At 39.2% G+C, this 25,816-nt stretch carries 27 protein-coding genes; 25 read left to right on the top strand and 2 right to left on the bottom strand.

Annotated elements, in window-relative coordinates; translation table 11 throughout:
* Positions 1–37: 37 nt before the first annotated feature.
* Positions 38–1,003 carry a GIY-YIG nuclease family protein gene (locus tag OZ002_RS07540; RefSeq protein ID WP_002376261.1) on the bottom strand — a complete coding sequence of 322 codons (966 nt, stop codon included), beginning with the start codon at positions 1,001–1,003 and terminating at the stop codon, positions 38–40.
* A 305-nt stretch (positions 1,004–1,308) separates the two neighbouring features.
* Between OZ002_RS07540 and fabT the strand changes: the two genes are divergently transcribed.
* From fabT to OZ002_RS07435, 21 genes are all read left to right on the top strand, one after another.
* Positions 1,309–1,749: a fatty acid biosynthesis transcriptional regulator FabT gene (gene fabT / locus OZ002_RS07535; RefSeq protein ID WP_002287610.1), complete on the top strand. Its 441-nt coding sequence runs from the start codon at positions 1,309–1,311 to the stop codon at positions 1,747–1,749.
* Positions 1,750–1,758: 9 nt separating this feature from the next.
* Positions 1,759–2,721, top strand: coding sequence for a beta-ketoacyl-ACP synthase III (locus tag OZ002_RS07530; protein WP_002287612.1), 963 nt, complete (start codon positions 1,759–1,761; stop codon positions 2,719–2,721).
* A 52-nt stretch (positions 2,722–2,773) separates the two neighbouring features.
* Positions 2,774–2,998 carry an acyl carrier protein gene (locus OZ002_RS07525; protein WP_002287614.1) on the top strand — a complete coding sequence of 75 codons (225 nt, stop codon included), beginning with the start codon at positions 2,774–2,776 and terminating at the stop codon, positions 2,996–2,998.
* 106 nt (positions 2,999–3,104) lie between these two features.
* Positions 3,105–4,022 (top strand): ACP S-malonyltransferase, encoded by a 918-nt coding sequence (fabD, locus tag OZ002_RS07520; protein WP_002287616.1) that lies wholly within the window; start codon positions 3,105–3,107, stop codon positions 4,020–4,022.
* An 11-nt stretch (positions 4,023–4,033) separates the two neighbouring features.
* Positions 4,034–4,771, top strand: a complete 738-nt coding sequence (gene fabG / locus OZ002_RS07515) for a 3-oxoacyl-[acyl-carrier-protein] reductase (protein WP_002287617.1) — start codon at positions 4,034–4,036, stop codon at positions 4,769–4,771.
* Between the two features lie 18 nt (positions 4,772–4,789).
* Complete coding sequence (fabF, locus tag OZ002_RS07510) at positions 4,790–6,025, top strand: beta-ketoacyl-ACP synthase II (RefSeq protein WP_156249165.1); 1,236 nt, start codon at positions 4,790–4,792, stop codon at positions 6,023–6,025.
* A 2-nt stretch (positions 6,026–6,027) separates the two neighbouring features.
* Positions 6,028–6,504, top strand: coding sequence for an acetyl-CoA carboxylase biotin carboxyl carrier protein (gene accB, locus OZ002_RS07505; protein WP_002332042.1), 477 nt, complete (start codon positions 6,028–6,030; stop codon positions 6,502–6,504).
* A gap of 24 nt (positions 6,505–6,528) precedes the next feature.
* Positions 6,529–6,948, top strand: coding sequence for a 3-hydroxyacyl-ACP dehydratase FabZ (fabZ, locus tag OZ002_RS07500; protein WP_002287621.1), 420 nt, complete (start codon positions 6,529–6,531; stop codon positions 6,946–6,948).
* 7 nt (positions 6,949–6,955) lie between these two features.
* On the top strand, positions 6,956–8,335 hold the full coding sequence (locus OZ002_RS07495) for an acetyl-CoA carboxylase biotin carboxylase subunit (RefSeq protein ID WP_002287622.1): 1,380 nt from the start codon (positions 6,956–6,958) through the stop codon (positions 8,333–8,335).
* On the top strand, positions 8,336–9,205 hold the full coding sequence (gene accD / locus OZ002_RS07490; protein WP_125179262.1) for an acetyl-CoA carboxylase, carboxyltransferase subunit beta: 870 nt from the start codon (positions 8,336–8,338) through the stop codon (positions 9,203–9,205).
* Complete coding sequence (locus OZ002_RS07485; protein WP_002290847.1) at positions 9,198–9,983, top strand: acetyl-CoA carboxylase carboxyl transferase subunit alpha; 786 nt, start codon at positions 9,198–9,200, stop codon at positions 9,981–9,983. The genes accD and OZ002_RS07485 overlap by 8 nt, the downstream gene beginning before the upstream one ends.
* Before the next feature lie 227 nt (positions 9,984–10,210).
* Entirely contained in the window at positions 10,211–10,738 is a 528-nt protein-coding gene (locus OZ002_RS07480; protein WP_156249164.1) for a YqeG family HAD IIIA-type phosphatase, read from the top strand.
* Positions 10,735–11,844 carry a ribosome biogenesis GTPase YqeH gene (gene yqeH, locus OZ002_RS07475; protein ID WP_002287628.1) on the top strand — a complete coding sequence of 370 codons (1,110 nt, stop codon included), beginning with the start codon at positions 10,735–10,737 and terminating at the stop codon, positions 11,842–11,844. Before OZ002_RS07480 ends, yqeH begins: the two co-directional genes overlap by 4 nt.
* A gap of 15 nt (positions 11,845–11,859) precedes the next feature.
* Positions 11,860–12,171 (top strand): ribosome assembly RNA-binding protein YhbY, encoded by a 312-nt coding sequence (gene yhbY / locus OZ002_RS07470; RefSeq protein WP_002295376.1) that lies wholly within the window; start codon positions 11,860–11,862, stop codon positions 12,169–12,171.
* A gap of 9 nt (positions 12,172–12,180) precedes the next feature.
* The gene (locus OZ002_RS07465) at positions 12,181–12,831 is read left to right on the top strand and encodes a nicotinate-nucleotide adenylyltransferase (protein ID WP_197081279.1); all 651 of its coding nucleotides are present in this window, start codon (positions 12,181–12,183) and stop codon (positions 12,829–12,831) included.
* Positions 12,815–13,408: a bis(5'-nucleosyl)-tetraphosphatase (symmetrical) YqeK gene (gene yqeK, locus OZ002_RS07460; protein WP_002287635.1), complete on the top strand. Its 594-nt coding sequence runs from the start codon at positions 12,815–12,817 to the stop codon at positions 13,406–13,408. Before OZ002_RS07465 ends, yqeK begins: the two co-directional genes overlap by 17 nt.
* Before the next feature lie 20 nt (positions 13,409–13,428).
* Positions 13,429–13,788, top strand: a complete 360-nt coding sequence (gene rsfS / locus OZ002_RS07455) for a ribosome silencing factor (RefSeq protein ID WP_079993968.1) — start codon at positions 13,429–13,431, stop codon at positions 13,786–13,788.
* A gap of 3 nt (positions 13,789–13,791) precedes the next feature.
* Positions 13,792–14,532, top strand: coding sequence for a class I SAM-dependent DNA methyltransferase (locus OZ002_RS07450; RefSeq protein WP_002287639.1), 741 nt, complete (start codon positions 13,792–13,794; stop codon positions 14,530–14,532).
* A 216-nt stretch (positions 14,533–14,748) separates the two neighbouring features.
* The gene (locus OZ002_RS07445) at positions 14,749–15,900 is read left to right on the top strand and encodes a nucleotidyltransferase (RefSeq protein WP_156249163.1); all 1,152 of its coding nucleotides are present in this window, start codon (positions 14,749–14,751) and stop codon (positions 15,898–15,900) included.
* Between the two features lie 130 nt (positions 15,901–16,030).
* Positions 16,031–16,750: a YebC/PmpR family DNA-binding transcriptional regulator gene (locus OZ002_RS07440; RefSeq protein ID WP_002287641.1), complete on the top strand. Its 720-nt coding sequence runs from the start codon at positions 16,031–16,033 to the stop codon at positions 16,748–16,750.
* A gap of 179 nt (positions 16,751–16,929) precedes the next feature.
* A complete protein-coding gene (locus OZ002_RS07435; protein ID WP_002319388.1) occupies positions 16,930–17,577 on the top strand; it encodes a hypothetical protein in 648 nt (215 codons plus the stop codon).
* A 92-nt stretch (positions 17,578–17,669) separates the two neighbouring features.
* Here the strand turns inward: OZ002_RS07435 and helD are convergent, their stop codons facing one another.
* Positions 17,670–19,949, bottom strand: coding sequence for an RNA polymerase recycling motor HelD (gene helD, locus OZ002_RS07430; protein ID WP_325083020.1), 2,280 nt, complete (start codon positions 19,947–19,949; stop codon positions 17,670–17,672).
* Positions 19,950–20,226: 277 nt separating this feature from the next.
* Between helD and OZ002_RS07425 the strand changes: the two genes are divergently transcribed.
* The 4 genes from OZ002_RS07425 to OZ002_RS07410 all read left to right on the top strand — a co-directional run bounded on the left by OZ002_RS07425 (position 20,227) and on the right by OZ002_RS07410 (position 25,626).
* The gene (locus tag OZ002_RS07425; RefSeq protein WP_156249162.1) at positions 20,227–22,050 is read left to right on the top strand and encodes a heavy metal translocating P-type ATPase; all 1,824 of its coding nucleotides are present in this window, start codon (positions 20,227–20,229) and stop codon (positions 22,048–22,050) included.
* 46 nt (positions 22,051–22,096) lie between these two features.
* Positions 22,097–22,276: a 2-hydroxymuconate tautomerase gene (locus OZ002_RS07420; protein ID WP_002287649.1), complete on the top strand. Its 180-nt coding sequence runs from the start codon at positions 22,097–22,099 to the stop codon at positions 22,274–22,276.
* Between the two features lie 336 nt (positions 22,277–22,612).
* A complete protein-coding gene (thrS, locus tag OZ002_RS07415; RefSeq protein ID WP_325083019.1) occupies positions 22,613–24,553 on the top strand; it encodes a threonine--tRNA ligase in 1,941 nt (646 codons plus the stop codon).
* A gap of 224 nt (positions 24,554–24,777) precedes the next feature.
* On the top strand, positions 24,778–25,626 hold the full coding sequence (locus OZ002_RS07410; protein WP_002287653.1) for a MurR/RpiR family transcriptional regulator: 849 nt from the start codon (positions 24,778–24,780) through the stop codon (positions 25,624–25,626).
* Positions 25,627–25,816: the final 190 nt, after the last annotated feature.

Raw genomic sequence — 25,816 nt, 5'->3', positions numbered from 1 at the left:
TTGAAGTTGAAGATGCCTAAAAGAAGCCGAGAAGCAACTAATTTAGTTGCTTTTCAGCTTCTTTTTTGTTTAACAGTTCAATTTCAAACTGTTCTTTTTCTAATTTTTTGCGGTAACTGATCAAGATTTGCACAGGATCGATTTCTTCTTTTGACAATTGACGTTTCAAAGATAAATGAGCTTCTTTCTTTTCATAATAGAAGTCAGGAGAAACGTCACCAGAGGCAATCATTGTTTCTGCAAGTTGACCATAACAAACGAGGTAGTGCTTTTTCTGACTCTCATCTGCTGCTAATGGCATGCTGAAGGTGAGCGATGGTGTTCTTAAAAACTGCTTTTGTTCTTGGATCCGTCTGATGAAATAAGTAACTAATTCGATATCTTTTTGAAGCATACCGGCTTTTTCGAAATTCAACTGATAGATGAAATGTTGTTGTCTTTTTTTCAAGTAAGTCAGTAGCTTTTTATTTCGGCCTTGAAACAGCCCTTGGAGTTCCTTTTTTTTCTGTTCAAAAGTCATTTCCTGTAGGTCAGGAAGCTGGACTCGCAAAGCTAACAAACTAATTTCAGACAACCAAGGCATTTGATAAGTTTCTTCCATTATACGCAAAATAGACGGCATTTTTTTATAGAGACGAAAAGGCCCGTATGTTCGAGCCGTAGGAGTATCTGTTAATACAAATCCCTTATTGGTAATATGTACATAATTATAATTACTGAAATAATTCATTTGTCGGTTATAAAAAGGACGGTAATGTTGGATCAATTGACACTCGAGCAATAAAGCATCTAATTCCGTGTCTACTACGACGAAATCAAAATCTGTTATATGATGAATCATACGTAATACTTTTTTTGAATGCTGTTTATTCTGATGAAAATAGCTGCTTACTCTATTTTTGAGCCGTTTTGCTTTACCAACATAGATGACCTTACCATCTCGGTCTTTCATAAGATAGACACCCGGCAGCATGGGGAGAGTTTTCATTTTTTCTTTTAACATAGGATCTCCTTTTACGCTTTGAATAAAAAGACTATAACAAATTTTGAAATAATGGACAAGTTTTAGGGAATTCTATAGTTCTGTTCACAGAAAATACTTTGATAATCAAAATATGTGAGATAGATGATTTTTCTAATAAAAGAAATTATAAATGCTGATTTATCAGTTTTTTTAAATGAGTAAAATCTTAAAAAAAGCTCATATAGTAAAAAAATGATCTTTTAAGGTTGCATTTTGAAAAAAGTTAAGATATAGTTTGAACATCAAAAGATTTGATAATCAAACTAATTAGTGGACGGTGGAACATGGAACCAGATTTAAAAACAGTAAATGATTATCTTGTTAGTGTCTTCAATGATATTTTGACAATCGAAGAGTCTGAGCTGAAAAAATCTCAATTCAAAGATCTGTCAATCACAGAGATGCACACGATCGAGGCAATCGGGATGTATAAGAAAAAAACAACTTCAGAAGTAGCCAAAGAACTATCAATTACTGTTGGGACCTTGACCACTGCTATTAACAAGTTAGTAAAAAAAGGCTATGTCGAACGTATCCGCAGTGAAGATGACCGCCGCGTTGTAAAGTTGGGACTAACGAAAAAAGGAAAGTTACTATTTCGGGTCCATCAGCATTTTCATCGTGAAATGGTCAAGAACATCTTAGACGGAATGGCTACGGAGGAACAGCATGCCTTGCTGGATGCACTGAAAAACTTGCACGACTTCTTGCAAGACTATAAGTGAGGATATTTAATGGAACAATTTGGAATGATTACTGCAACAGCCAGCGTCCTTCCTGAAAAGATTATTACTAATAATGATCTTTCCAAGATGATGGATACCTCTGATGAATGGATTTCGTCAAGGACGGGTATTCGTGAACGAAGATGTGTAACAAATCAGGAGACTTCTGATTTATGCATTTTAGTGGCAGAAAAATTGATAAAACAGAAAAATCTAAACCCTAAAGATTTGGATTTTATTTTAGTAGCAACAATGTCGCCCGATTACACGACACCATCTGTAGCAGCACAAGTACAAGGGAAATTGGGAGCAACTCATGCTATCGCTTTTGATATCAGTGCTGCGTGCTCAGGATTTGTTTATGCGTTAAGCATGGCTGAAAAAATGATCCGTTGCGGCTCAACTAAGGGACTGGTGATTGGTGGTGAAACACTATCTAAGCTAATCGATTGGTCTGATCGTACGACTGCTGTGTTGTTTGGCGATGGAGCAGGTGGGATTCTCTTAGAAGCGAATCCACAGAAAAAATTGCTGAAAGAAAAATTAGCAGCTGACGGTACCAGAAGTAGCTCATTGACCGCTGGCTACCAGCAAAATAAAAATCCGTTCTATTCAGAAGATTCAGAAGGTTCGTATTATTTGCAAATGACTGGCAGAGATATTTTTGATTTTGCCGTACGAGACGTTGCAAACAATATCCAAGAAGTCATGAAAGACAAACCAGTTGATTATCTGCTTTTGCATCAGGCAAACCTCAGAATTATTGAGAAAATTGCCCGAAAAGTAAAGATGCCGCAAGAAAAGTTCCTGACCAATATGGATAAATATGGGAATACATCTGCTGCAAGCATCCCTATCTTATTGGATGAAGCAGTTTCTAGTGGAAAGATCACCTTGGGAAAACAGCAGAAAGTAATATTTACAGGCTATGGCGGAGGTTTAACATGGGGAAGTATTCTCATGGAGTTGTAGACTGTTAAATTATAAAAATAAAAAGCAAACAATATCGGAGGAATATATTATTATGGTATTCGAAAAAATTCAAGAAATCATCGCAGAAGAATTAGGAAAAGAAACTGAAGAAATCAAATTGACTACTGACATCCAAGAAGACTTAGAAGCTGACAGCTTGGATTTATTCCAAATCATCAATGAAATTGAAGATGAATTTGACGTGAAAATCGAAACAGAAGACGGAATCAAAACGGTTCAAGATTTAGTGACTTACGTAGAAAAACAAACTGCATAATCATTAAAATTAGGTTGGGGGCTGGGACATTTCCTGAAATAGGAATGTCTCGGCCTTTTTGAATAGGAAGAATCAAACATATATTCTGGATATATTGGAGAAAAACATGAAAACAGCATTCTTATTTAGTGGCCAAGGTGCACAATATCAAGGTATGGGAAAAGATTTATATGAAGAAGCCGTTGTAAAGCAGACATTTGATGAAGCAAGTGAGATTCTCGGCTACGATATGGCTGAACTTTGCTTTACAGAAAATGAACGTTTGGATCAGACGCAATATACACAGCCAGCTATTCTAACAGTCAGCATCGCGTATTATCGCTTATTGAAGGAGCATGGAATCATCCCAGATGCAGCTTTAGGACTGAGTTTAGGAGAATATTCGGCATTAGTAGCTAGTAATGCGCTATCCTTCACTGAAGCAGTTGCGTTAGTAGCAAAAAGAGGCGCTTATATGACAGAAGCTGCCCCAGCTGGAAGCGGGAAAATGGTTGCAGTGATGAATGCGCCGATTGAAACGATCGAGGAAAGCTGTCATGAAGCTAGCAAGTACGGCATCGTATCTCCTGCAAATTATAATACACCTCAGCAGATCGTGATTGGTGGCGAAGAAAAAGCAGTAGACGAAGCTGTTTTACTATTAAAAGAAAAAGGGTTCAAAAGAATGATCCCTCTAAATGTCAGCGGGCCTTTTCATACAGCTATTTTAGAACCGGCAGCAAAAAAACTGGCGAAGGACCTAAGTCAGATTCAATTCTCTGAACCTTCTTTTCCTATCATAAGCAACACAACAACGGAAATAATGAAGAAAGAAACAATCGCGGGACTGCTTGAACAGCAAGTCATGCAACCTGTTCGTTTCTATGAGAGTATCCATAAGTTAAAAACAATCGGCATCGAACAAGTCATCGAAGTCGGCCCCGGAAAAGTATTAAGCGGATTTATGAAAAAAATCGATAAAACAATACCAGTTCTGCGTGTTGAGAATAAGCAGACATTTGATGAAACAATAGCAATACTATAAGGAGGAACGTTATGGATGTAAAAGGAAAAAATGTATTTATCACAGGTAGTACAAGAGGAATCGGCAAAGCGATGGCCTTAGCTTTTGCAAAAGCTGGAGCAAATATCATTTTGAATGGTCGCGGAGAGATTCCAAAAGAAAAGATAGAAGAAATCGAAGCATTCGGTGTAAAATGCGTAGGAGTTTCCGGTGACATCTCTGATTATGAGAAAGCGGGACAAATGATCAAAGAAGCAGAAGAAAAGCTTGGATCGATCCATGTGTTAGTAAACAATGCCGGAATCACAAATGACAAACTTGTGATGCGAATGGATGCAGAAGATTTCAAAAAATGTCTTGATATCAATTTGATTGGAACCTTCAATATGACGCAGCACGTATTGAAAAAAATGATGAAGCAGCGAGAAGGGGCCATCATTAATCTCTCTAGTGTATCTGGGTTGATTGGAAATATTGGTCAAGCAAATTATGCAGCTAGTAAAGCTGGCGTAGTAGGATTAACAAAATCTGTGGCACGAGAAGCTGCAACTAGAGGCATTACATGTAATGCCATTGCGCCAGGATTCATCACAACTGATATGACGGAAGTTTTAGCAGACAAAGTCAAGGAACAAGCGGAAAAGCAAATTCCGATGCAGCGTTTCGGACAAGTAGAAGATATTGCACAAACAGCAGTTTTCTTAGCACAAAATCCATATATCACCGGACAAGTCATCAATGTCGATGGCGGATTGGTCATGCACGGATAAGAAAAGGAGAGCAAACAAATGAATCGAGTGGTAATTACTGGCTATGGAGTCACTTCACCTATTGGAAATGACGCAGACAGCTTTTTGAATAGCTTAAAAGAGGGGACGAATGGCATCGCACCGATCACTAAATTTGATGCTTCAGAAACAGGGATTACCTTAGCGGGTGAAGTCAAAGATTTCCCTTACGATAAATATTTTATTAAAAAAGATAGCAAACGAATGGATATGTTTTCGATCTATGGAATCTACGCTGCTTTAGAAGCAATGGAGATGAGCGGTTTAGATAAAGAAAAAATGAATCAAGACCGGTTTGGCGTCATCATCGGATCTGGGATCGGTGGTCTTCCAACAATCGAAAACCAAGTTATTCGTCTACATGAAAAAGGTGCAAAACGAGTTTCTCCAATGTTCGTACCAATGGCGATTGCCAACATGGCAGCTGGAAATATTGCTTTGCGCGTAGGTGCAAAAGGTATTTGTACAGCTATCGTAACAGCTTGTGCTAGCGGAACGAATTCAATTGGGGAAGCATTCCGTAACATCAAACATAGCTATTCTGATGTCATTCTTGCTGGAGGAACAGAAGCAACGATTTGTGAGATGGGGATTGCTGGATTTGCAGCTTTAACAGCACTCTCAGAATCAACTGATCCTAATCGTGGTTCGATTCCGTTTGACGAAAATCGGAATGGTTTTGTGATGGGTGAAGGAGCAGGCGTTCTAGTTCTTGAATCTTTAGAACATGCACAAGCTCGCGGTGCCAAAATCTATGGAGAAATCGTTGGATACGGTGCAAACTGTGACGCTTACCATATGACAGCTCCTACTCCAGATGGTTCTGGTGCATCTAAAGCAATGAAGCTTGCGATGGAAGAAGCTGGTGTACAGCCGGAACAAGTCGGATATATCAATGCTCACGGAACAAGTACACCAGCCAATGACCAGGCAGAAGCAAAAGCAATCCAAATCGCATTAGGTGAAAATTTCAGAGATACTTACGTCAGCAGCACGAAATCGATGACTGGACATTTATTGGGAGCAGCCGGCGGGATCGAAGCCTTGGCAACTTTGCTGGCATTAGAACATCAATTTATCCCACCTACGATCAATGTAGAAAAACAAGATCCTGAGATTGACTTGACAGTTGTCAAAAACGAAAGCAAACCTGCAAGTTTTACTTATGCAATGAGTAATTCATTAGGGTTTGGCGGACATAATGCGGTTCTGTGCATGAAACGCTGGGAGGAATAATTTTGGATATCAATGAAATCAGAGAATTAGTCAGTCAATTTGATCAATCCTCGCTAACGGAATTCGATTTGCGTGAAGGTCAATTTGAATTGTATATGAATAAAAATAAAACAAGTCGAGGCATGAATATGGTTCAGACAAACGAAACGTTGCCAGTTTCGGAGCCAGTCAATGTCATACCTGAACAAGCAACAACTGTTCCAGAACCAACGAAGGAAAAAGAATCGGCAGTATTTGATGGAATCGAGGTTGTTTCGCCAATCGTGGGAATCGTTTATCTGCAACCGGCGCCCGACAAACCAGCTTTCAAAAAAGTAGGTGATCAAGTTGCCAAAGGAGAAGTTATCTGCATTATTGAAGCGATGAAACTGATGAATGAGATAACTAGTGAGGCCGACGGAGTGATCACAGAAATCCTTGTAGAAAACGAGTCAGTTGTCGAATATGGACAGCCACTCTTTAGGATTCAGCAAAAATAAGCAAAGCAGGAAAGAGGGAAATCAATGAACATACAAGAAATAAAAGAAATCATCCCACATCGTTATCCAATGCTTTTGATTGATCGAGTGGAAGAAATGGTTGAAGGAGAACGGATCGTTGCTAAGAAAAATGTAACGATCAATGAGCCCTTTTTTCAAGGACATTTTCCAGAAGAACCTGTTATGCCAGGGGTATTGATTGTTGAAGCAATGGCTCAAGCAGGAGCAGTTGCATTACTTTCTCTTGAACAATTCAAGGGAAAGACGGCTTATTTCGGCGGATTGGACAAAGCAAAATTCCGTAAGAAAGTTACACCGGGAGATACCTTATACCTTGAAGTTGAGATATTGAAAGTGAAAGCTTCAGCCGGAATAGGCAAAGGAATCGCTAAAGTAGATGGTAAAAAAGTAGCCGAAGCGGAATTAACCTTTATGATTGGATAGGTGAAATATGTTTTCTAAAGTATTGATAGCTAACCGCGGTGAAATCGCTGTACGTATCATTCGTGCATGCCGCGAACTAGGGATCCAAACCGTAGCGATATATTCAGAAGCAGATGCCGAAGCACTTCATACACAGTTAGCAGATGAAGCAATCTGCATTGGCCCGGCAAAAGCCGTTGATTCATATCTGAATGTTCAGGAAGTACTGAGCGCTGCAATCGTGACAAAAGCCGAAGCAATTCATCCAGGATTTGGTTTTTTATCTGAAAATAGCCGATTTGCCTCCATGTGTGAAGAGTGCAATATCACATTTATTGGTCCTAAAAGTGCAACGATCGATGCAATGGGAAATAAGATCAATGCGCGTCAATTGATGCAAGAAGCAAATGTCCCAGTCATTCCAGGAAGTACTGGTGTATTATCTACAGTAGAAGAAGCATTGGAAATAGCAGACAGAATTGGTTATCCAGTGATGCTGAAAGCAGCTGCAGGTGGTGGCGGGAAAGGCATTCGGAAAGTTCAATCAAAAGAAGAGCTCCCACAGCATTTTTCTTCAGCTCAGCAAGAAGCAGCAGCGGCATTTGGAAATGATGATATGTATTTGGAAAAAATCATTTATCCTGCTCGCCATATAGAAGTTCAGATCTTAGGTGATCGATTTGGTCATGTCATTCATTTAGGTGAGCGAGATTGTTCTTTACAACGCAACAATCAAAAAGTACTGGAAGAATCTCCTTCTGTAGTGATCTCACAAACAAAAAGAGAAGCACTAGGAGACGCTGCTGTTCGAGCAGCTAAAGCAGTCAATTATGAAAATGCCGGAACGATCGAGTTTCTGATGGATGAAGAAGGCGATTTTTATTTCATGGAAATGAATACTCGAATCCAAGTGGAACATCCAGTAACAGAAATGGTCACAGGAATCGATTTAGTAAAAAAACAGGTGGAGATAGCAGCCGGTGAGCCTTTGAATGTGTGTCAAGAAGAAGTAGTATTCCAAGGACACGCAATCGAATGCCGGATTAATGCAGAAAATCCTGCTTTCCATTTTGCTCCTTCTCCAGGGAAGATCCAAAACTTACTGCTTCCAGCAGGTGGGATGGGACTGCGAGTAGACAGTGCAGTTTACCCGGGATATACGATCCCGCCATATTATGATTCAATGATTGCAAAAATAATCGTCCATGGAAATACGCGTTTTGAAGCATTAATGAAGATGCAGCGAGCCTTAAGTGAATTTATCACAGAAGGAATCATCACGAACGCAGAATTTCAGATGGATTTGATTAGTCACCCTGCAGTCATAGCAGGTGATTACAGCACAGCATTTTTACAAGAAGAATTTTTACCGAATTGGACACCAGAAACGGAGATAGGAGGCGCATAGATGGCTCTGTTTAAGAAAAAGAAATATATTCGGATCAATCCTAATAGAGAGAGCAAACCTGCTAACTCGCCATCTGTTCCTGATAACATGTGGGCAAAGTGTCCAAATTGTAAACATATCCTTTATACGAAAGACATCGGTGAAGAAAAAGTATGCCCTCATTGCGGATACGCTTTTCGAATCGGTGCATGGCAGCGTCTAGCTTTGATTATTGATGAAAAAAGTTTTGAAGAATGGGATACGGATCTTGTAACCAAAGATCCGCTAGCATTTCCCGAATATACGGAAAAAATTAAAAAAATGCAAGATAAAACAGGACTTCATGAAGCAGTCCTCACTGGTAAAGCAACCATTCAGGGGATTCCCTTCATTATTGGAGTGATGGATCCTAATTTTATCATGGGAAGTATGGGAACGATTGTCGGAGAAAAGATCACCAGATTATTCGAACGAGCAACAAAGGAAAGTCTTCCAGTCGTCATGTTCACAGCTTCAGGTGGCGCACGGATGCAAGAAGGAATCTTTTCTCTAATGCAGATGGCAAAAATCTCTGCTGCTGTCAAACGGCATAGCAATGAAGGTCTTTTTTATCTAACCGTTTTAACGGACCCGACGACCGGAGGAGTAACTGCCAGTTTTGCAATGGAAGGCGATATCATTCTAGCAGAACCCCAAAGCTTGATCGGTTTTGCTGGAAGACGCGTCATCGAACAGACGATCAAGCAGGAACTTCCAGAAGATTTCCAAAAGGCTGAATTCTTATTATCTCATGGTTTTGTAGATCAGATTGTTCCCCGCATGGAATTGAAGCAGAAAATCCATACGCTTCTTGAATTGCATACACAGAAAGGATGGATAGATCGTGGATAAGACAGCACATGATGTCGTTCAGTTAGCAAGAGCTAAAGAACGATGGACAAGCTTGGATTTTTTTGAAGAGATCTTCGATTCTTTCGAGGAATGCCATGGTGATCGTTTGTTTGCAGATGACGAAGCGATTGTTGGTGGAATCGCTCGATTAGATGGCAAACCGGTAACAGTGATCGGTATTCAAAAAGGACGGGATCTGCAGGAAAATATCCGCAGAAATTTTGGTTCTCCCCATCCTGAAGGCTATCGAAAAGCTTTACGACTGATGAAACAAGCGGAAAAGTTCAATAGACCGGTGATTACCTTGATCAATACAGCAGGTGCATATTGCGGTGTAGGAGCAGAAGAGCGCGGCGAAGGAGAGGCTATTGCCAGAAATCTGCTCGAAATGTCTGATTTAAAGGTACCGATCATCGCCATCATCATTGGTGAAGGTGGAAGTGGCGGTGCCCTTGCTCTAGGTTTAGCGGATGAAGTCTGGATGCTGGAAGAAACGATTTATGCTGTGCTTTCTCCAGAAGGATTTGCGTCGATTTTGTGGAAAGACGGTAGTCGCGCCGCAGAAGCAGCTGAGTTGATGAAAATTACTGCGCCAGAACTACGCGAGTTAGGAATCGTTGATCGAGTTATTCCTGAAACGTTCAACGGCGAGCAGTTGCCACGATATAAAGTCGCACACATTATGAAAAAAGCGTTGATTGAAAGATTGACGGAACTTGTTCGATTCGACCAGCATGAATTACTGGAAAAACGATACAAGAGGTTCCGCCAATATTAGGTGTTTAACAACTAAGCAAAGAGTAAAGAATGGTTCTTGCTCGCTTAGTTGTTTTTTGTTTCTAAATTTTTCTGTGATCAATCTTTATTTTTGGTCATTTTGTAAAGAAATGCTTTTTCTGAAAGACGAACGAGTATAGAGGTAGTTTTTTTTGCTGATATGCAGTATAATACGGGGTTGAGGAGTACTTTATGTGCTCCTTCATTTTTTGCAGATGAGGAGACAGCATGTTTTCAAATTACAAACCAACATGGATGGTAGAAGCCATCTATCAGATTACACCTGCCCAATTAAAGAATCTAGGCATCAAAGCAGTATTGACCGATTTAGACAATACGTTGATTGCATGGAATAATCCAGATGGAACAGAAGAGTTGCTTACTTGGATTTTAGAAATGAAAAATGCAGGAATCCCTGTTGTTGTTGTTTCAAACAATAATTCAAAACGTGTCGCGCGAGCGATTGAAAAATTTGATCTTTTGTATGTTGCACGAGCAATGAAACCTTTAGCAAGAGGGATCAACATAGCAAAGAAACAATTGGATTTAGCAGATGATGAGATAGTAATGGTAGGCGATCAGATTATGACTGATATACGTGGAGCCAATCGTGCAGGGATACGTAGCATCCTTGTAAAACCCATTATCGCAACAGATAGTTGGAAGACACAATTTAATCGTTTTTGGGAAAAAAGAATTATGACCTATCTATTAGCAAAACACCCTGATATGGGCTGGCGAGGTGGAATCGAATGACAGAAGAATTACAATGTATCGGCTGTGGTGCCGTTATACAAACAAACAAACCCGGTGAATTAGGATACACGCCGCAAACGGCTTTGGAAAAAGGTTTAGCTTCCGGGGAAGTCTATTGTCAGCGTTGTTTCAGATTACGCCATTATAATGAGATCCAAGATGTCTCATTGACGGATGACGACTTTTTGCGCTTACTGAATGAATTAGGGCAAAAAGATGCATTGATCGTCAATGTGGTGGATATTTTTGACTTCAATGGTTCACTAATCCCAGGACTACACCGTTTTGTCGGTGACAATCCAGTACTTTTAGTTGGGAACAAAGTGGATATATTACCTAAATCATTGAAAAAAACTAAATTAACACAATGGATGAAGGAACGTGCTTACGAAGCAGGAATTCGTCCAGTAGATGTATTATTAACTAGTGCTAAGAAATCTCATGAGATGACGGAACTATTAGAAAAAATCGAAGAATACCGCGATGGACGGGATGTCTATATCGTCGGAGTAACAAATGTCGGAAAATCGACGCTTATCAATCAAATCATCAAAAATACAGCGGGAGTACAAGATGTAATCACAACTTCGCAGTTTCCAGGAACGACTTTGGATAAAATCGAGATTCCTTTAGATGACGGGCATTTTTTGATTGATACACCGGGAATTATCCATCGCCATCAAATGGCGCACTACTTAGGTAAAAAAGATTTGCGGATCATTGCACCGTTAAAAGAAATCAAACCTAAAGTTTATCAGCTGAATGAAGGGCAAACACTTTTCTTGGGCGGACTTGCAAGATTTGATTTTATCAGCGGCAATCGTGCTTCATTTATTGCTTATGTGTCAAATGATGTAAATATTCATCGAACGAAACTGGAAAAAGCAGACGAATTTTATCAAAAACATGTAGGTGGATTATTACAGCCTCCTCGTCCTGATGAAGTCGAGGCATTTCCGGAGCTTGTTCGTTTTGAGTTTTCTGTGAAAGAAAAAACAGACATCGTTTTTGCCGGTCTAGGCTGGATCACTGTAACAGCGCCAGTAGTAATTGCGGGCTGGGCGCCAAAGGGTGTAGATGTATTGAAACGCAAAGCATTGATTTAAGGAAGAAGGAAAATTATGAGTTTAAGAGGAAAACAAAAGCGTTTTTTACGTAGCAAAGCGCATCATCTTCAGCCGATTTTTCAAATCGGAAAAGGTGGGATCAATTCAGCAATGATCGTTCAAATTGAAGAAGCTTTAGAAAAAAGAGAACTGATCAAAGTATCGTTACTTCAAAATACAGATGAGATTGTAGAAGAAGCAGCTCAAGTATTAGAAAAAGAAATAGATTGCGAAATCGTCCAAATCATTGGACGTGTTATTGTATTATACAAACCTTCCACAAAAGAAAAGTATCAAAGGCTATCAAAAGAAGTAAAAGCAATATAAGGAGTGACCATGATGAATACGCAAGCTAAGACATTTGTTCGTTCACAATTATTTCCTGAAGACATGCCTCAATTCTTAGAGAAGAAAAAGCAAGTAGGGATCTTGGGCGGAACATTCAATCCCGTTCACCTTGCACATTTAGTGATGGCTGAACAAGCTGGCCGGAATTTAGGTCTTGACCGCGTATTTTTGATGCCTTCTTATCAGCCACCTCATATTGATGAGAAACAGACGATTGATGCAAAACATCGACTCAACATGTTGGAATTAGCTGTGGAAGACAATCCTTTTTTGCAGATTGAAACGATTGAATTAGCTCGTGGTGGGAAAAGTTACACCTATGATACTATGAAGGAATTGACGCAAAACAATCCGGATACAGATTATTACTTTATTATCGGTGGGGATATGGTAGAATATTTGCCAAAATGGTATAAAATCGATGAGCTGACTTCTATGGTCAACTTTGTGGGTATACGTCGACCAGGATACACAACGGATACTCCATATCCTGTAATTTGGGTAGATGTACCTGAGATCGACATCAGTTCCACGAAAATACGTCAAAAGATCAAAGAAGGCTGTTCTATCCGCTACCTTGTTCCAGATAAAGTAATTGATTATATTCAAAATGAAGGGTTGTATGAATATGGACTATAGTAATGAATATACTGCTTATTCTAGAGAAAACCTGATGCAAAAAATACAGATGAGAATGAGCGAACAACGCTTCAAGCATGTGCTTGGAGTAGAAGAAACAGCCGTGGCTCTTGCCAAAAAATACGGTGCTTCTCCTGAAAAAGCTAGTATTGCTGCATTGACACATGATTATGCAAAAGAACGACCAGATGAGGAGTTCAAAATGGTAATCGTAAGAGACGGTTTTGATCCAGAGTTATTGAATTATAATAATGCAATCTGGCATGGTCTTGTTGGCGCTTCGTTTGTAGAGCGGGAATTAGGAATCACCGATGCAGAGATTCTTCATGCAATCCGGGTGCATACGACTGGGGCTGCTAAGATGAGTCTCCTTGACAAAATCATTTATGTAGCAGACTATATTGAACCAGGTCGAGATTTTCCTGGGGTACAAGATGCACGAGCCATTGCATGGGCTGATCTAGACGAAGCTGTAGCATTTGAAACAAAACATACATTGGCCCATTTGCTTGCGCAAGAACAACAGATTTATCCAAAAACAATCGAAACATATAATTACTGGGTAGCAAAAAAATAAGCTGCTCATATTAGGAGGAAATCATCATAGATAGTAAAGAACAATTAAAAATTGCGGTTGAAGCAGCAGATTCAAAACGGGCAGAAGACATTATCGCTTTAGACGTTCGAAATGTTTCCTTGTTGGCAGATTATTTCATGATCTGTTCAGCAAATAGCGAACGTCAAATCAACGCAATTACAGAAGAAATCATTGATAAAGAAGAAGAAAACAAATATGAACTAAAACGTATTGAAGGAAAAGAAGGCGGAAAATGGGTATTGATCGATCTTGGAGATGTGATCGTACATGTTTTCCATGCACCAGAACGAAGTTTCTATAATCTGGAAAAACTATGGTCAGATGCTCCGCTAGTCGATCTTAGTGAATGGTTGGATTAACATATGGCTTATGAAACATTTGCTTTCATTTACGATGAAGTGATGGACGAAACACTTTATCAGCAATGGCTAGCTTTTTCGAAACGTCATTTACAAGAAGACACAAAAAATATTTTGGAACTGGCATGCGGTACTGGAGCATTAGCGGTTGCCTTTGCAAAAGATGGATATAAAGTGACAGGGTTAGACCTTTCAGAAGAGATGTTGATGATTGCCAGCCAGCGAGCATATGAAGAAGACGCATCGATCCAATTTGTGGAAGGCAATATGCTCGATTTATCAGAAATCGGACAATATCAGGCAATTACCTGTTTTTCTGATTCGCTGTGCTATATGAAAAATAGACAAGAGGTACAGCAAGTGTTTGATGAAGTCTATCAAGCGTTAGAAGAAAATGGCCGATTTTTATTTGACGTACACTCCACCTATCAAGTAGATGAAGTTTTTCCAGAATATAGCTATCATTATCAAGGGGATAATTTTGCTTTTTTGTGGGATAGTTATCCAGGAAGCGAGAAACACAGCATCGAACATTTTCTTACCTTTTTCGTTGAAGAACAAGAAGGGTCTGGTCGATTTATTCGTGAAGATGAACTACATCAAGAGCGTACCTATCCATTGGAAAGTTATCTAAGAATGCTGGAAAACAGCGGCTTTTCGAAAGTCGAAGCATTTTCTGATTTTACAGACGAAGCAGCATCAGAGAAATCAAAGCGCTGGTTCTTTGTAGCATACAAAGACTAGCGGTTTTGCCTGCTCGAGTTAACAAGAAAAGAATAAAACTTCAACATAAATTATATATCCGAACGATATAGGCATTGCTCTTGCAGTGCAGCTTTTCGTCGCAGAAGTATTGTGTTTGCGAGAATAGTTTATATAGTTCGGGTATTTTTTCCGATTTTTGCCTTTTTTTACTTGTCTCTATTTCTTTTTTATCGATAACTATGAAGGAGGATGCGCATGAAAAGCTGCGGGATTATCGTAGAGTACAATCCTTTTCACAATGGACATCGCTATCATGTGGAAATGGCACGAAAAACAACAGGAGCAGAGGTCGTCATTGCTGTAATGAGCGGGAATTTTTTGCAACGAGGCGAACCGGCTATCATCGATAAATGGCATCGCGCGAATGAAGCTTTACAAAATGGTGTTGATTTAGTAGTGGAGCTTCCCGTCGAATGGGCGGTTCAGTCAGCTGACTATTTTGCTAAAGGTGCAGTAAAAATCTTGCAAACACTGGACTGTGACAGTTTGTGTTTTGGAACAGAAGAAGAGACTTCGTTTGATTACAGCAGTTTCGGACGCTTTGTCCAAGAGAATCAAGATAGGATAGAAGAGGCATTTCAAGAACTGTCTGATCAAACGTATAGTTATCCGCAAAAAATGACTGAGGTTTTTCGCAGTCTGTATCCCGATATTACGTTTGATTTTTCTTCGCCAAATCATATCTTGGGATTAAGTTATGCAAAGGAAAATGCCAAGTATGTCCACCCTATGGAATTACATCCGATCCGACGTAAAAGTGCAGGCTATCATGAAAAAATTATCACAGATCAGACGATAGCCAGTGCAACAGCCATTCGCCATGCGTTAGAAGAAGGAAAAAGGATAGCTGGACTTGTGCCGCCTCAGACAGAAGAAGATCTTTCAACTTGTTCGCTGCAGACTTGGGAATCTTATTGGCCGTATTTGCGTTATCGGTTGTTATCTTCTACTTTGCTGGAACTGACAGATATCTATCAGATGACCGAAGGAATAGAATCGCGCATGAAAATAGCAGCTGCAACTGCTGATAGTTTTGAGGATTTTGTGTCAAAGGTAAAAACAAAAAGATATACATGGACACGGATCCAACGATTATCTTGTTATGTCTTGCTGAATATCAAAAAGCAAGAGATTCCTGTCCAACAAAATAAAAATTATCTTCGACTACTTGGATTTACCGATGCTGGAAGAAGATTCTTAAAAGAAAAAAAAGAGATTTCTATTTATTCCCGAATCGGAAAAAAAGAGGCACAAGAAGCGGAACTGTTAGTTAGAAGTGATCAAATCTATCAATTGGGAGGCAATATTCCGGAACAGAATTTCGGGCAAATTCCAATCCGAGTATAGATAATTGACTAAAAATGAGAAGAATGAAGGAAGAAAGAAAAAAAGCTTCACAGAATCGTGATTCACAAGTATAATGGAACAGGACGTTTTTGCGTTATGAAACTATCAAATCAGAAAGCGAAGTGAAAATATGGGACGTAAATGGGCAAATATCGTAGCAAAGAAAACTGCTAAAGATGCTAATAATAGCCGGATTTATGCAAAATTTGGGATTGAAATCTACGCGGCAGCAAAATCAGGTGATCCTGATCCGCATGCAAACCAAAAACTACGTTTCGTCATTGATCGCGCTAAAACTTATAATGTACCAAAACATATTATTGACCGAGCAATCGAAAAAGCAAAAGGTGCAGGAGATGAAACATACTCTGAATTGCGCTATGAAGGATTTGGACCAAGCGGCTCAATGGTGATTGTTGATACATTGACGAACAATGTGAATCGAACAGCAGCAGACGTACGGGCAGCATTTGGGAAAAATGGCGGGAACATGGGTGTTTCCGGAGCGGTTTCTTACATGTTTGACAATACAGCAATCTTTGCTTTTGCAGGAGAAGACGCTGACGAGATCCTTGAATACCTAATGGAAAAAGACATCGATGTTCGCGATGTAATGGAAGAAGAAGGACAAATCATCGTTTACGGTGAAGTAGCGGATTTCCATAGTATACAAGAAGCATTAAAAGAAAAAGGAATCACTGATTTTTCAATCGCTGAGATCCAAATGATCCCTCAAAACGAGGTAACACTATCTCCAGAAGATCAAGAAACATTTGAAAAAATGATTGATGCACTGGAAGATCTAGAAGATGTACAGCATGTGTTCCATAATGTGGCATTAGAAGACTAAGCAACCAGTTTTTAACGAAAAGTATTCAGTCTTTTTCGAAAAGCAAGACAATCTCACTAACAGATTGTCTTGCTTTTTTGTGTGATTTATTTTCTTTTCTAATTCAACCTGTGGTATGATGAGAGCATAAGTATCATGTGAAATGATATGAAGTATGTGGAAGATGGACGGGGAAGAATATGGAAGCAAAAATCACTTTAGAACCTTTTGAACGTATCTTAAGCGGTTACCGCAAAGTAGAAGAGTTAGCTGTGAACGTAACTGATTGTTCAAAATTAGCGCAAAAATACGCAAGATTCGGCGTTGAAGGCTATCGATTAGGAAACTATGTCGGTACAGGGTATCTGAACCGTTATTTAGAGTGTATGGTGGACCGCGCACCAATGCTGATTTATAGACAAAAATATTTGATTCCGCTGCTTTTTCGTCGTTCTGATTCAGCCTTTCGGTTATTTGAAGAAGAGTATCGGATGGAGGCTTTCTTTCTACTATTAGAGTGGAGCTTGAAGCATCGTCCTGAAAAAATTCTTATCGAAAGAAATGAGAAGATAGACACGAAAAAAAATAAAGTGATCGATAGTGCATACCTAGCATTTCGTGTATCAGAGATTTTGGATTGTGGCGGCTATCCAATCAGCAATTTCCAATCAATTGACCAGTTCATTGAATGGAATCGAATTTACCGATTGATCGACAATGGCGGGATTGGCCGTCATAGCAAGGTATTTGACCCAGAATATCCAGAAAACATGGAAGAACTGAAAATGATTATTTCGCTTGTCAAATTAAAATATCCTGAAACAGATTTGGATTTATATATAGAATAAATGACCTTAAATGATTGAATTACTTTTTCTGCAATTATTATTGTAAATAAAAAGACAACTGCTAACATTAATGATAGCAGTTGTCTTTTTACTTACAGTACTTTTTTCTCATAAGATGAAATATCCATATTGTTTAACAAAGGACTTTCATTATTGGAGGTAAAAAGGGTCAATTCATGCATCGCACGTGTACACATGGTGTAAAGGATCAATTTGTCTTGCTGAGAAGAAAAATGTTCTGCATCTACATCCCACAAGAAAACTCGGTCAAACTCCAGACCTTTTGCTAAAAAGGCTGGAAGTAAAATAATGGAACGTTTCATAAAGTCACTCTCATTTAAAATCAGCTGGACTTGTTGTTTCAACTCGTCTGGCAGTTGAGCATAAAGAGCTTCGCATTCTTCTTGTGTTTTAGCTATGATTGCTGTACGCCAATACCGGGCTTTTCCCTGAGTCATTCGAATGGTATCTGCTAACCAATTCAATTTGATATCATCTGTTGTTCCTTGGATGAGCAAAGGAAGGTCTCCTTTTCTTGCTGTTGTTTCTACTTGATGTTCTTTCACAATAAAATGATTAGCAAAATCAGTGATTTCTTTTGTGGAGCGATAGCTTGTCGTTAATTGGAAACGAGTGACTTCACGGTCCACGAAAAGGTCTTCCAATGATCCAACGATCGTTTCATTTCCAAAGACATTTTGATTTAGATCTCCACAGAAAGTCAAATTTGCTTTTGGGAACAAGGCTTGCAGCAATGCCACTTGTGATGGTGCGAAATCCTGCATTTCATCAATAAAGATATAGCGAGCTTTGTGTGTAACCGTCACTGGATATATTCGGCGCATCAGTAAAAAGAATAGTACAGCATCCTCTTGACGCAATTCTCTTTGACGCAAGTGTGTACGAACAGTTGTCAAATGTTCCTGCCATCTGGTCTCGCTGATTTTATGTCCTGTTAGAAGAGAAAGTGGCACAGTTTGTAGAAAGTGGAGATATTGTTTCGTTATATTGACAAATTGATAATTCATGATCCCTCGATGGATTCGACGGAATCTTTTACGTACGATTTGGTTGGCCAGTTTTTTACGTAATGAACGCTCCTTTTGTTCTGTATATTCAAGATTAGGATCTGTTGCGTATAGTTCTTGGAGCTGTTCTTCCGCCAGATCTTTGACCCATTGCTGACGTGTTTCGTCTTTTTGCAGACCGCCTAATTTTTTCAGGAGCTTCGTTTGTAATAGAGAGAGTCTATGATGTAAAGGTAATTGTTCATTTGTTTCTTTATACCATTGGCGAATCGATTCCTTTGATAGGATCGTACGGCCATTTATTTTCATATCACGGAACAAGGGACCGTAGTTTGTGATGCCTTGGATATAGCGATCAATCTGATCGACTAAGGTCAATCCGCTTTTCATCACTTGTATCGGATCTTTTTCCCCTAGCAAAAACCCACTTTCTTGTTGCTGTTCATCTAGTAAAGAAAACTCTGGCAGCAGCTGCACCAAATAATTTTTGAATGTCTGTGTAGGCACGCCGCTTTCACCTAATGAAGGCAATACAGTCGAGATGTAATCAGAAAACAAATGGTTGGGTGAAAATAGAAGAACGTTTTCAGCCTCGAGCCACTTGCGATTATGATACAACAGAAAAGCAATACGTTGAAGCAAAGCGGATGTCTTTCCACTTCCGGCGATTCCTTCAATCAGCATTACTTTACTTGTTGTGTCCCGAATGATTGCATTTTGTGCTTTTTGTATCGTAGAGACGATGTTTTTCATATGGTTGCTTGATGATTCATCCAATATCTCTAGCAAAAAGTCATCATTGATTACTTCCGACGTATCTACCATAGATAAAATACGTCCTTCTTGGATTTTAAATTGTCGTTTCAACTGCAGATCGACATCTATTCTATCTGTTTCAGTTTCATAAAATGCGGGACCAATCTCACCTTCATAATAAAGATTGGCAATTGGTGCGCGCCAGTCAATAACGATTATTTCTTCTGCCAGATCTCTTAAAGAAGCGATACCTAGATATAATGTTTCTGTTTCACGGTCTTCTTTAAAGTCGATACGGGCAAAATAAGGACTATCTTTCATGACAGACAACGTTTGCAGGCGTTTTTGCTGTGCTTCAAGAGTATGGTATTTCAAAAGCAATTCCTGCTCATGTTGGCGATATTCAACAGCAGATTCATAAAAAGCTTCATTGGAACCAGCTCGAATCTTGTGATTAGCTGTGTCTTTTGTCGAATGATTCATTTCCTGAGTCAATTCTTGTTGTTTTGTATCCAGCATATTTTGTTCGATCTGGATTAGTTCAATCGTTTCATCCACGTGCGTTTGTTCTAGTTGTTTCTCATTCATCGCATGTTTACTCCTTCCGCCGTAAATAACGAATTAAAAGTATAGCATAGTTTTTCGAAAAAAGGTACTTTTTAACTGATGAATCGAAAAAGTCATCCTTGCTGAATATTTTTGTTTGTAGAACTGATGAATTTTGGAAACGCTGATAGTGATAGTTGTTTTCAATTAAGGCCTATTGTTTTAAAAAGTGCTAGTCAAGGACTATGCTTAAGATGAAAGAGGTAGCTGGAAATTTATTACTAACCTCTCTAAGTCACATAAAAGAGGAGAAAAAACAATGACACATTTCAAAAAATTTTTACTTACTTTGCTTATTGGTGGGATAGCTTTATTAAGTGAATTTGTTTTTCACCAGCCAGCCCTTGCATTTGCGATTGTCGCATTTACTGGAGGGATTCTCGCCTTCTTGATGTTTTTGGAAATGATCAAGACGTTACGTTCAGGAAGATATGGCGTAGATGTATTAGCGATTACCGCAATCCTTGCAACATTAGCCGTCAAAGAATACTGGGCTAGTTTGATGATATTGATCATGCTTACGGGCGGAGATAGTCTAGAGGATTACGCGAATAAACGAGCGGGTAAAGAACTGCAGTCTTTGTTAGATAACACCCCAAGAATTGCCCATCGATTCAAAGAAGGAAAATTGCAGGATATAGTAATCGATGAAATAAATATTGATGACCAGTTACTAGTCAAGCCTGGCGAACTTGTACCCGCAGATGGTCGAGTGACCAAAGGAGAATCTTCGGTCGATGAATCTTCTTTGACAGGTGAGTCCCGCCCGGAAACCAAGAAACCTGGAGATCAGATTATGTCAGGGTCTTTAAATGGAGACGGATCGATCCAAATGATCGCTGAAAAACGTGCCGCAGACAGCCAGTATCAAATGATTATTAAACTAGTCGAAGAATCAAAAGAAAAGCCTGCCCGATTTGTCCGTTTAGCTGATCGTTATGCAGTCCCTTTCACGTTGATTGCTTATTTGATCGGTGGTATTTCTTGGTGGTTCTCAAAAGACCCTTTACGATTTGCTGAGGTACTGGTAGTGGCATCACCTTGTCCACTGATTCTAGCTGCGCCCATTGCTTTAGTTGCAGGAATGAGCCGTTCAAGTAAAAACGGGATCGTTGTAAAAACTGGAACAACGATTGAAAAGCTCGCACGTACAAAAACGATTGCTTTTGATAAAACAGGAACGCTTACCAAAGGGATATTGGAAGTAGAGGCGATTCAGCCAGTCAATGGAATAAAAAAAGAAGAGCTACTTCTGTATGCAGCTAGTGCAGAACAGGAATCTAGCCATATCTTAGCTCGTTCGTTAGTGAACAACGTGAAAAACAGCCAACTGTATCCTGTTAGTCAACTGAAAGAAGTGACCGGTCAAGGAATACAAGCAGTAGTCAATAATCATGAAGTAAAGATTGGACGTGCCTCTTTTGTTTCAGCTGAAGAAATAGAAACGTCCAATACAGCAATCTATGTAACAATTGATCGATCTTTTGCAGGAACGATCCTATTTTCGGATCAGATTCGCCCAGAAGCAGCAAAGACAATCAAGGAGCTAAGAAAACTTGATGTGAAAAATTTGATGATGATCACCGGGGATGGATCTGCCATTGCTCAAACGATTGCAGAAAAAGTCCGATTAGATTCTGTACATGCCCGTTGCTTGCCTCAAGATAAACTGACCATTTTAGAAAGTATCCCTAAAGATCAAAGACCTGTTGCGATGGTAGGAGACGGCGTGAATGACGCACCAGCACTTGCTGTTGCAGATATCGGCATTGCAATGGGAGCTCATGGTTCTACAGCTGCTAGTGAAAGTGCAGATGCGGTCATCTTGAAAGATGATCTTTTACGTGTAGCAAAAGCAGTAGTGATCTCAAAAGATACGATGAGAATAGCGAAACAATCTGTACTGATTGGCATCTTTATTTGTATTTTTTTGATGTTAATTGCAAGTACGGGACTAATCCCCGCATTATTCGGAGCTGTTTTGCAAGAAGTCGTGGATACGGTCTCTATTTTGAGTGCCTTGAGAGCAAAAAAAGATCCAGCCATTTTTCCTGATTCAGTACCCAAGACAAACATAGTATGATAGAATCGAGTTGAAAAAAGAACGATCAGAAAGAGGAGAGAGCATTATGCCATTCGTACATGTCGAATTAGTAGAAGGCCGCAGTCCGGAACAATTAGAAAATATGATGAAAGATATCACGGAAGCTGTTCATAAAAACACGCAGGCACCAAAAGAACACATCCATGTCATCATCAATGAGATGAAAAAAGGAACATACGGTGTAAATGGGGAATGGAAAAAATAAGTTTAGTTTCCCACTTGATTTTTCTATTTATTAGTGGTTAAATAAACACATAATTGATTGATGAGAAAGCCAACTGAATTTGAGAGTCTTCGATAAGAGAGGAAAAGCTAGGCTGAAACTTTTCCAGGAGAAAACCAAAGGATGACCACTTTCGAAACCCTTGTTGAAGCAAGGGCGGTCGGACCGTTACAACGCTTGAGGAACGCATTTGCGTTTGAACATTAGGTGGAACCACGAACTTTTCGTCCTAGTATCTCTTTTCAAGAGATGCTAGGATTTTTTTGTTCTTCAGCTTGATGATCTGATCAATCAAAACATTTCAAGGAGGAAACTATTATGATAAAAATTACTTTTCCAGATGGTGCAGTTAAAGAATTTGAGTCTGGAACAACAACATTGGCAATTGCTGAAAGCATTTCAAAAAGCTTAGCAAAAAAAGCTTTAGCTGGTAAAGTGAACGGAAAACTCGTTGATTTGACTCGTCCAATCGAGGAAAATGCAAGTATTGAGATCATCACACCAGACCATGAAGATGCACTTGGCTTAGTCCGTCATTCAGCAGCTCATTTGATGGCCCAAGCCATGCGTCGCCTCTATCCAAATATCCACTTTGGCGTTGGACCAGCTATCGATTCAGGGTTTTACTACGATACAGATAATGGACAAAACCAAGTAACTGCAGAAGTTTTGCCGGCAATCGAAGCAGAAATGATGAAAATCGTCAAAGAAAATCTGCCAATCGAACGCCGTGTTCTTTCAAAACAGGAAGCATTAGAAATTTTTGCAAGTGATCCGTACAAAGTAGAACTGATTAGTGAATTGCCAGAAGAAGAAGTGATTACTGCTTATCAACAAGGCGAATTCATCGATTTGTGTCGTGGACCACATGTTCCATCCACTGGCCGTATACAAGTATTTAAATTATTATCAGTGGCAGGTGCTTATTGGCGTGGAAACTCAAACAATCAAATGATGCAACGTGTATACGGGACAGCCTTTTTTGACAAGAAAGCTTTGAAAGAATATATCCGTCTCCGTGAAGAAGCAAAAGAAAGAGACCATCGTAAACTAGGAAAAGAACTTGACTTGTTCATGGTTTCCCCAGAAGTAGGTTCTGGTTTGCCATTCTGGCTTCCAAAAGGGGCAACAATCCGACGCACGATCGAACGTTATATCGTAGACAAAGAAGTTAGTCTAGGTTACCAACATGTATATACACCAATAATGGGAGATGTTGAGTTGTACAAAACATCTGGACACTGGGATCATTATCAAGAAGACATGTTCCCGCCAATGGATATGGGAGATGGCGAAATGCTTGTTCTTCGTCCAATGAACTGCCCTCATCACATGATGGTCTACAAAAACACGATCCATTCTTATCGTGAATTACCAATTCGTATCGCTGAATTAGGAATGATGCATCGCTATGAAAAATCAGGTGCTTTGTCAGGTTTACAACGTGTACGAGAAATGACGTTGAATGATGGTCATACATTTGTTCGTCCTGATCAAATCAAAGATGAATTTAAACGTACGCTTGAATTGATGGTGGCAGTATATGCTGACTTCAATATTACAGATTATCGTTTCCGCTTGAGCTATCGCGATCCAAACAATACAGATAAATATTTTGATGATGACGCAATGTGGGAAAAAGCCCAAGCAATGCTGAAAGCCGCTATGGATGAATTGGAACTAGATTACTTTGAAGCAGAAGGCGAGGCAGCCTTTTACGGACCAAAACTAGATGTTCAAGTCAAAACAGCTCTTGGTACAGAAGAAACATTATCAACTATACAATTAGACTTCTTATTGCCAGAGCGCTTTGATTTGACATATGTTGGAGAAGACGGGGAAAATACGCATCGTCCAGTAGTTATCCACCGCGGAATCGTTTCTACAATGGAACGTTTTGTTGCTTATTTAACAGAAGTATACAAAGGCGCTTTTCCAACATGGTTGGCACCTATACAAGCAACAATCATCCCTGTTTCTGTTGATGCACATGGCGATTATGCTTATGAAATCAAAGAACGTTTGCAAATGAAGGGGTTGCGTGTAGAAGTTGATGATCGTAATGAAAAAATGGGCTATAAGATACGTGCCTCTCAAACACAAAAGATCCCTTACCAATTGGTTGTTGGAGACAAGGAATTGGAAGATGCAACAGTGAACGTACGTCGTTATGGAAGTAAAGAAACAGCTGTAGAAGATTTGAATATCTTTATTGATGCTATGGAAGCAGAAGTCAAAAATTACAGCAGAGAAAACTAATAGGTAAATTTCCTGTAAAAAAGTAGTAGATAGAAAACAATCCGAACAATAGATAACAGGTATTCCTCAAAGACACAGATGCTCAATAGAATCTGTGGGATTGATGGGATAAGATATTCTGTTGGGCGGATTGTTTTTTTGTTTTTTTATCCAGTATACGACCGTGAATAAGGGTCTGATATGGTATACTTACATAGACTATCATTAAAAGGGTGGAGGAACTTATGAGCGTAATTAGTCGTATTGAAAGTATGATGGAAGATTATTCTTCAGCAGAAAAAAAGTTGGCCAACTACATTATCGGTAATATTGAGAAGGTCCCTACAATGACAGCTAATGAATTAGCAGAAGCTTCCGGGTTGAGTGCGCCGACAGTTGTACGTTTTTCCAAAAAAATCGGTTTTCAAAGTCTGACGGACTTCAAAATCACGATTTCAACAGAACTACAGACTGGAATCGATGAAGGTTTTAGTGATATAGAAGCAAATGAGTCCTTTTACTCTATCAAAAACAAACTTGGTAACAATGCACAAGTAGCGATAAAAGAAACAGTAGATATTCTAGAAGAAGAAACGATCCAAAAAGTCGTAGAGTGTTTGGAATCGGCAGAGACTGTTTTTTTATATGGGGTTGGCGCCTCTTCTTTAGTAGTAGAAGATATTCTGCAAAAATGGTCTCGTGTCGGTAAGCCAATCATTTTTGAAAAAGATATCCACGTCTTGCTCCCGCAACTTGTCAGCAATGAGAAAAAGAAAGTGCTTTGGCTTGTTTCAAACTCAGGTAGAAGTGCAGATGTAGTCGCATTAGCCGAGCTGGCGAAAAGCATGAATATCGAAATCATTGCGTTGACGCAATTTGGAAATAACCCGCTTAGCAAGATAGCCGATGTACTCGTACAAACATCTAGACCAAAAGAAATCACGAATCGAAGTGCGGCAACTAATTCACTTTTGGCCCAATTTGCTACGATCGATATCATTTTTTATTTCTATATGGCTAAAAACGAAAAGCTTAGCGAAAAAGTGAAAAAAACACGAGAAGCAATCCAAGAATATTTTATGGATTCGAAATAAAAACCTTACTATTTTTTATATAAGTTTTTTAGAATAACAAAACGTAGTTTTCCACAAATAAATGATCCACCAAAGTGTTTCACGACTTAAGAAAACATAATTTTCAAAAATAAGTTTATTTTTTAATGAAAAAAATAGTTGGATATGTAACTTTAAGTGATTGCTGTGAAACAAAAAGTTGATTTTATCT

It is taken from the genome of Enterococcus sp. E4-150, from assembly GCF_035726465.1.
Classification (GTDB): domain Bacteria; phylum Bacillota; class Bacilli; order Lactobacillales; family Enterococcaceae; genus Enterococcus_B; species Enterococcus_B faecium.
Note: the sequence above shows the minus strand (reverse complement) of the source record. Positions and strands in the feature narration are given on the sequence as shown.

Excerpts from the sequence above, each read along its gene's own strand:
- OZ002_RS07540 (WP_002376261.1), bottom strand. The coding sequence starts at position 1,003 with ATGTTAAAAGAAAAAATGAAAACTCTCCCCATGCTGCCGGGTGTCTAT.
- fabT (WP_002287610.1), top strand. The coding sequence starts at position 1,309 with ATGGAACCAGATTTAAAAACAGTAAATGATTATCTTGTTAGTGTCTTC.
- OZ002_RS07530 (WP_002287612.1), top strand. The coding sequence starts at position 1,759 with ATGGAACAATTTGGAATGATTACTGCAACAGCCAGCGTCCTTCCTGAA.
- OZ002_RS07525 (WP_002287614.1), top strand. The coding sequence starts at position 2,774 with ATGGTATTCGAAAAAATTCAAGAAATCATCGCAGAAGAATTAGGAAAA.
- fabD (WP_002287616.1), top strand. The coding sequence starts at position 3,105 with ATGAAAACAGCATTCTTATTTAGTGGCCAAGGTGCACAATATCAAGGT.
- fabG (WP_002287617.1), top strand. The coding sequence starts at position 4,034 with ATGGATGTAAAAGGAAAAAATGTATTTATCACAGGTAGTACAAGAGGA.
- fabF (WP_156249165.1), top strand. The coding sequence starts at position 4,790 with ATGAATCGAGTGGTAATTACTGGCTATGGAGTCACTTCACCTATTGGA.
- fabZ (WP_002287621.1), top strand. The coding sequence starts at position 6,529 with ATGAACATACAAGAAATAAAAGAAATCATCCCACATCGTTATCCAATG.
- OZ002_RS07495 (WP_002287622.1), top strand. The coding sequence starts at position 6,956 with ATGTTTTCTAAAGTATTGATAGCTAACCGCGGTGAAATCGCTGTACGT.
- accD (WP_125179262.1), top strand. The coding sequence starts at position 8,336 with ATGGCTCTGTTTAAGAAAAAGAAATATATTCGGATCAATCCTAATAGA.
- OZ002_RS07480 (WP_156249164.1), top strand. The coding sequence starts at position 10,211 with ATGTTTTCAAATTACAAACCAACATGGATGGTAGAAGCCATCTATCAG.
- yqeH (WP_002287628.1), top strand. The coding sequence starts at position 10,735 with ATGACAGAAGAATTACAATGTATCGGCTGTGGTGCCGTTATACAAACA.
- yhbY (WP_002295376.1), top strand. The coding sequence starts at position 11,860 with ATGAGTTTAAGAGGAAAACAAAAGCGTTTTTTACGTAGCAAAGCGCAT.
- OZ002_RS07465 (WP_197081279.1), top strand. The coding sequence starts at position 12,181 with ATGATGAATACGCAAGCTAAGACATTTGTTCGTTCACAATTATTTCCT.
- yqeK (WP_002287635.1), top strand. The coding sequence starts at position 12,815 with ATGAATATGGACTATAGTAATGAATATACTGCTTATTCTAGAGAAAAC.
- OZ002_RS07450 (WP_002287639.1), top strand. The coding sequence starts at position 13,792 with ATGGCTTATGAAACATTTGCTTTCATTTACGATGAAGTGATGGACGAA.
- OZ002_RS07445 (WP_156249163.1), top strand. The coding sequence starts at position 14,749 with ATGAAAAGCTGCGGGATTATCGTAGAGTACAATCCTTTTCACAATGGA.
- OZ002_RS07440 (WP_002287641.1), top strand. The coding sequence starts at position 16,031 with ATGGGACGTAAATGGGCAAATATCGTAGCAAAGAAAACTGCTAAAGAT.
- OZ002_RS07435 (WP_002319388.1), top strand. The coding sequence starts at position 16,930 with ATGGAAGCAAAAATCACTTTAGAACCTTTTGAACGTATCTTAAGCGGT.
- helD (WP_325083020.1), bottom strand. The coding sequence starts at position 19,949 with ATGAATGAGAAACAACTAGAACAAACGCACGTGGATGAAACGATTGAA.
- OZ002_RS07425 (WP_156249162.1), top strand. The coding sequence starts at position 20,227 with ATGACACATTTCAAAAAATTTTTACTTACTTTGCTTATTGGTGGGATA.
- OZ002_RS07420 (WP_002287649.1), top strand. The coding sequence starts at position 22,097 with ATGCCATTCGTACATGTCGAATTAGTAGAAGGCCGCAGTCCGGAACAA.
- thrS (WP_325083019.1), top strand. The coding sequence starts at position 22,613 with ATGATAAAAATTACTTTTCCAGATGGTGCAGTTAAAGAATTTGAGTCT.
- OZ002_RS07410 (WP_002287653.1), top strand. The coding sequence starts at position 24,778 with ATGAGCGTAATTAGTCGTATTGAAAGTATGATGGAAGATTATTCTTCA.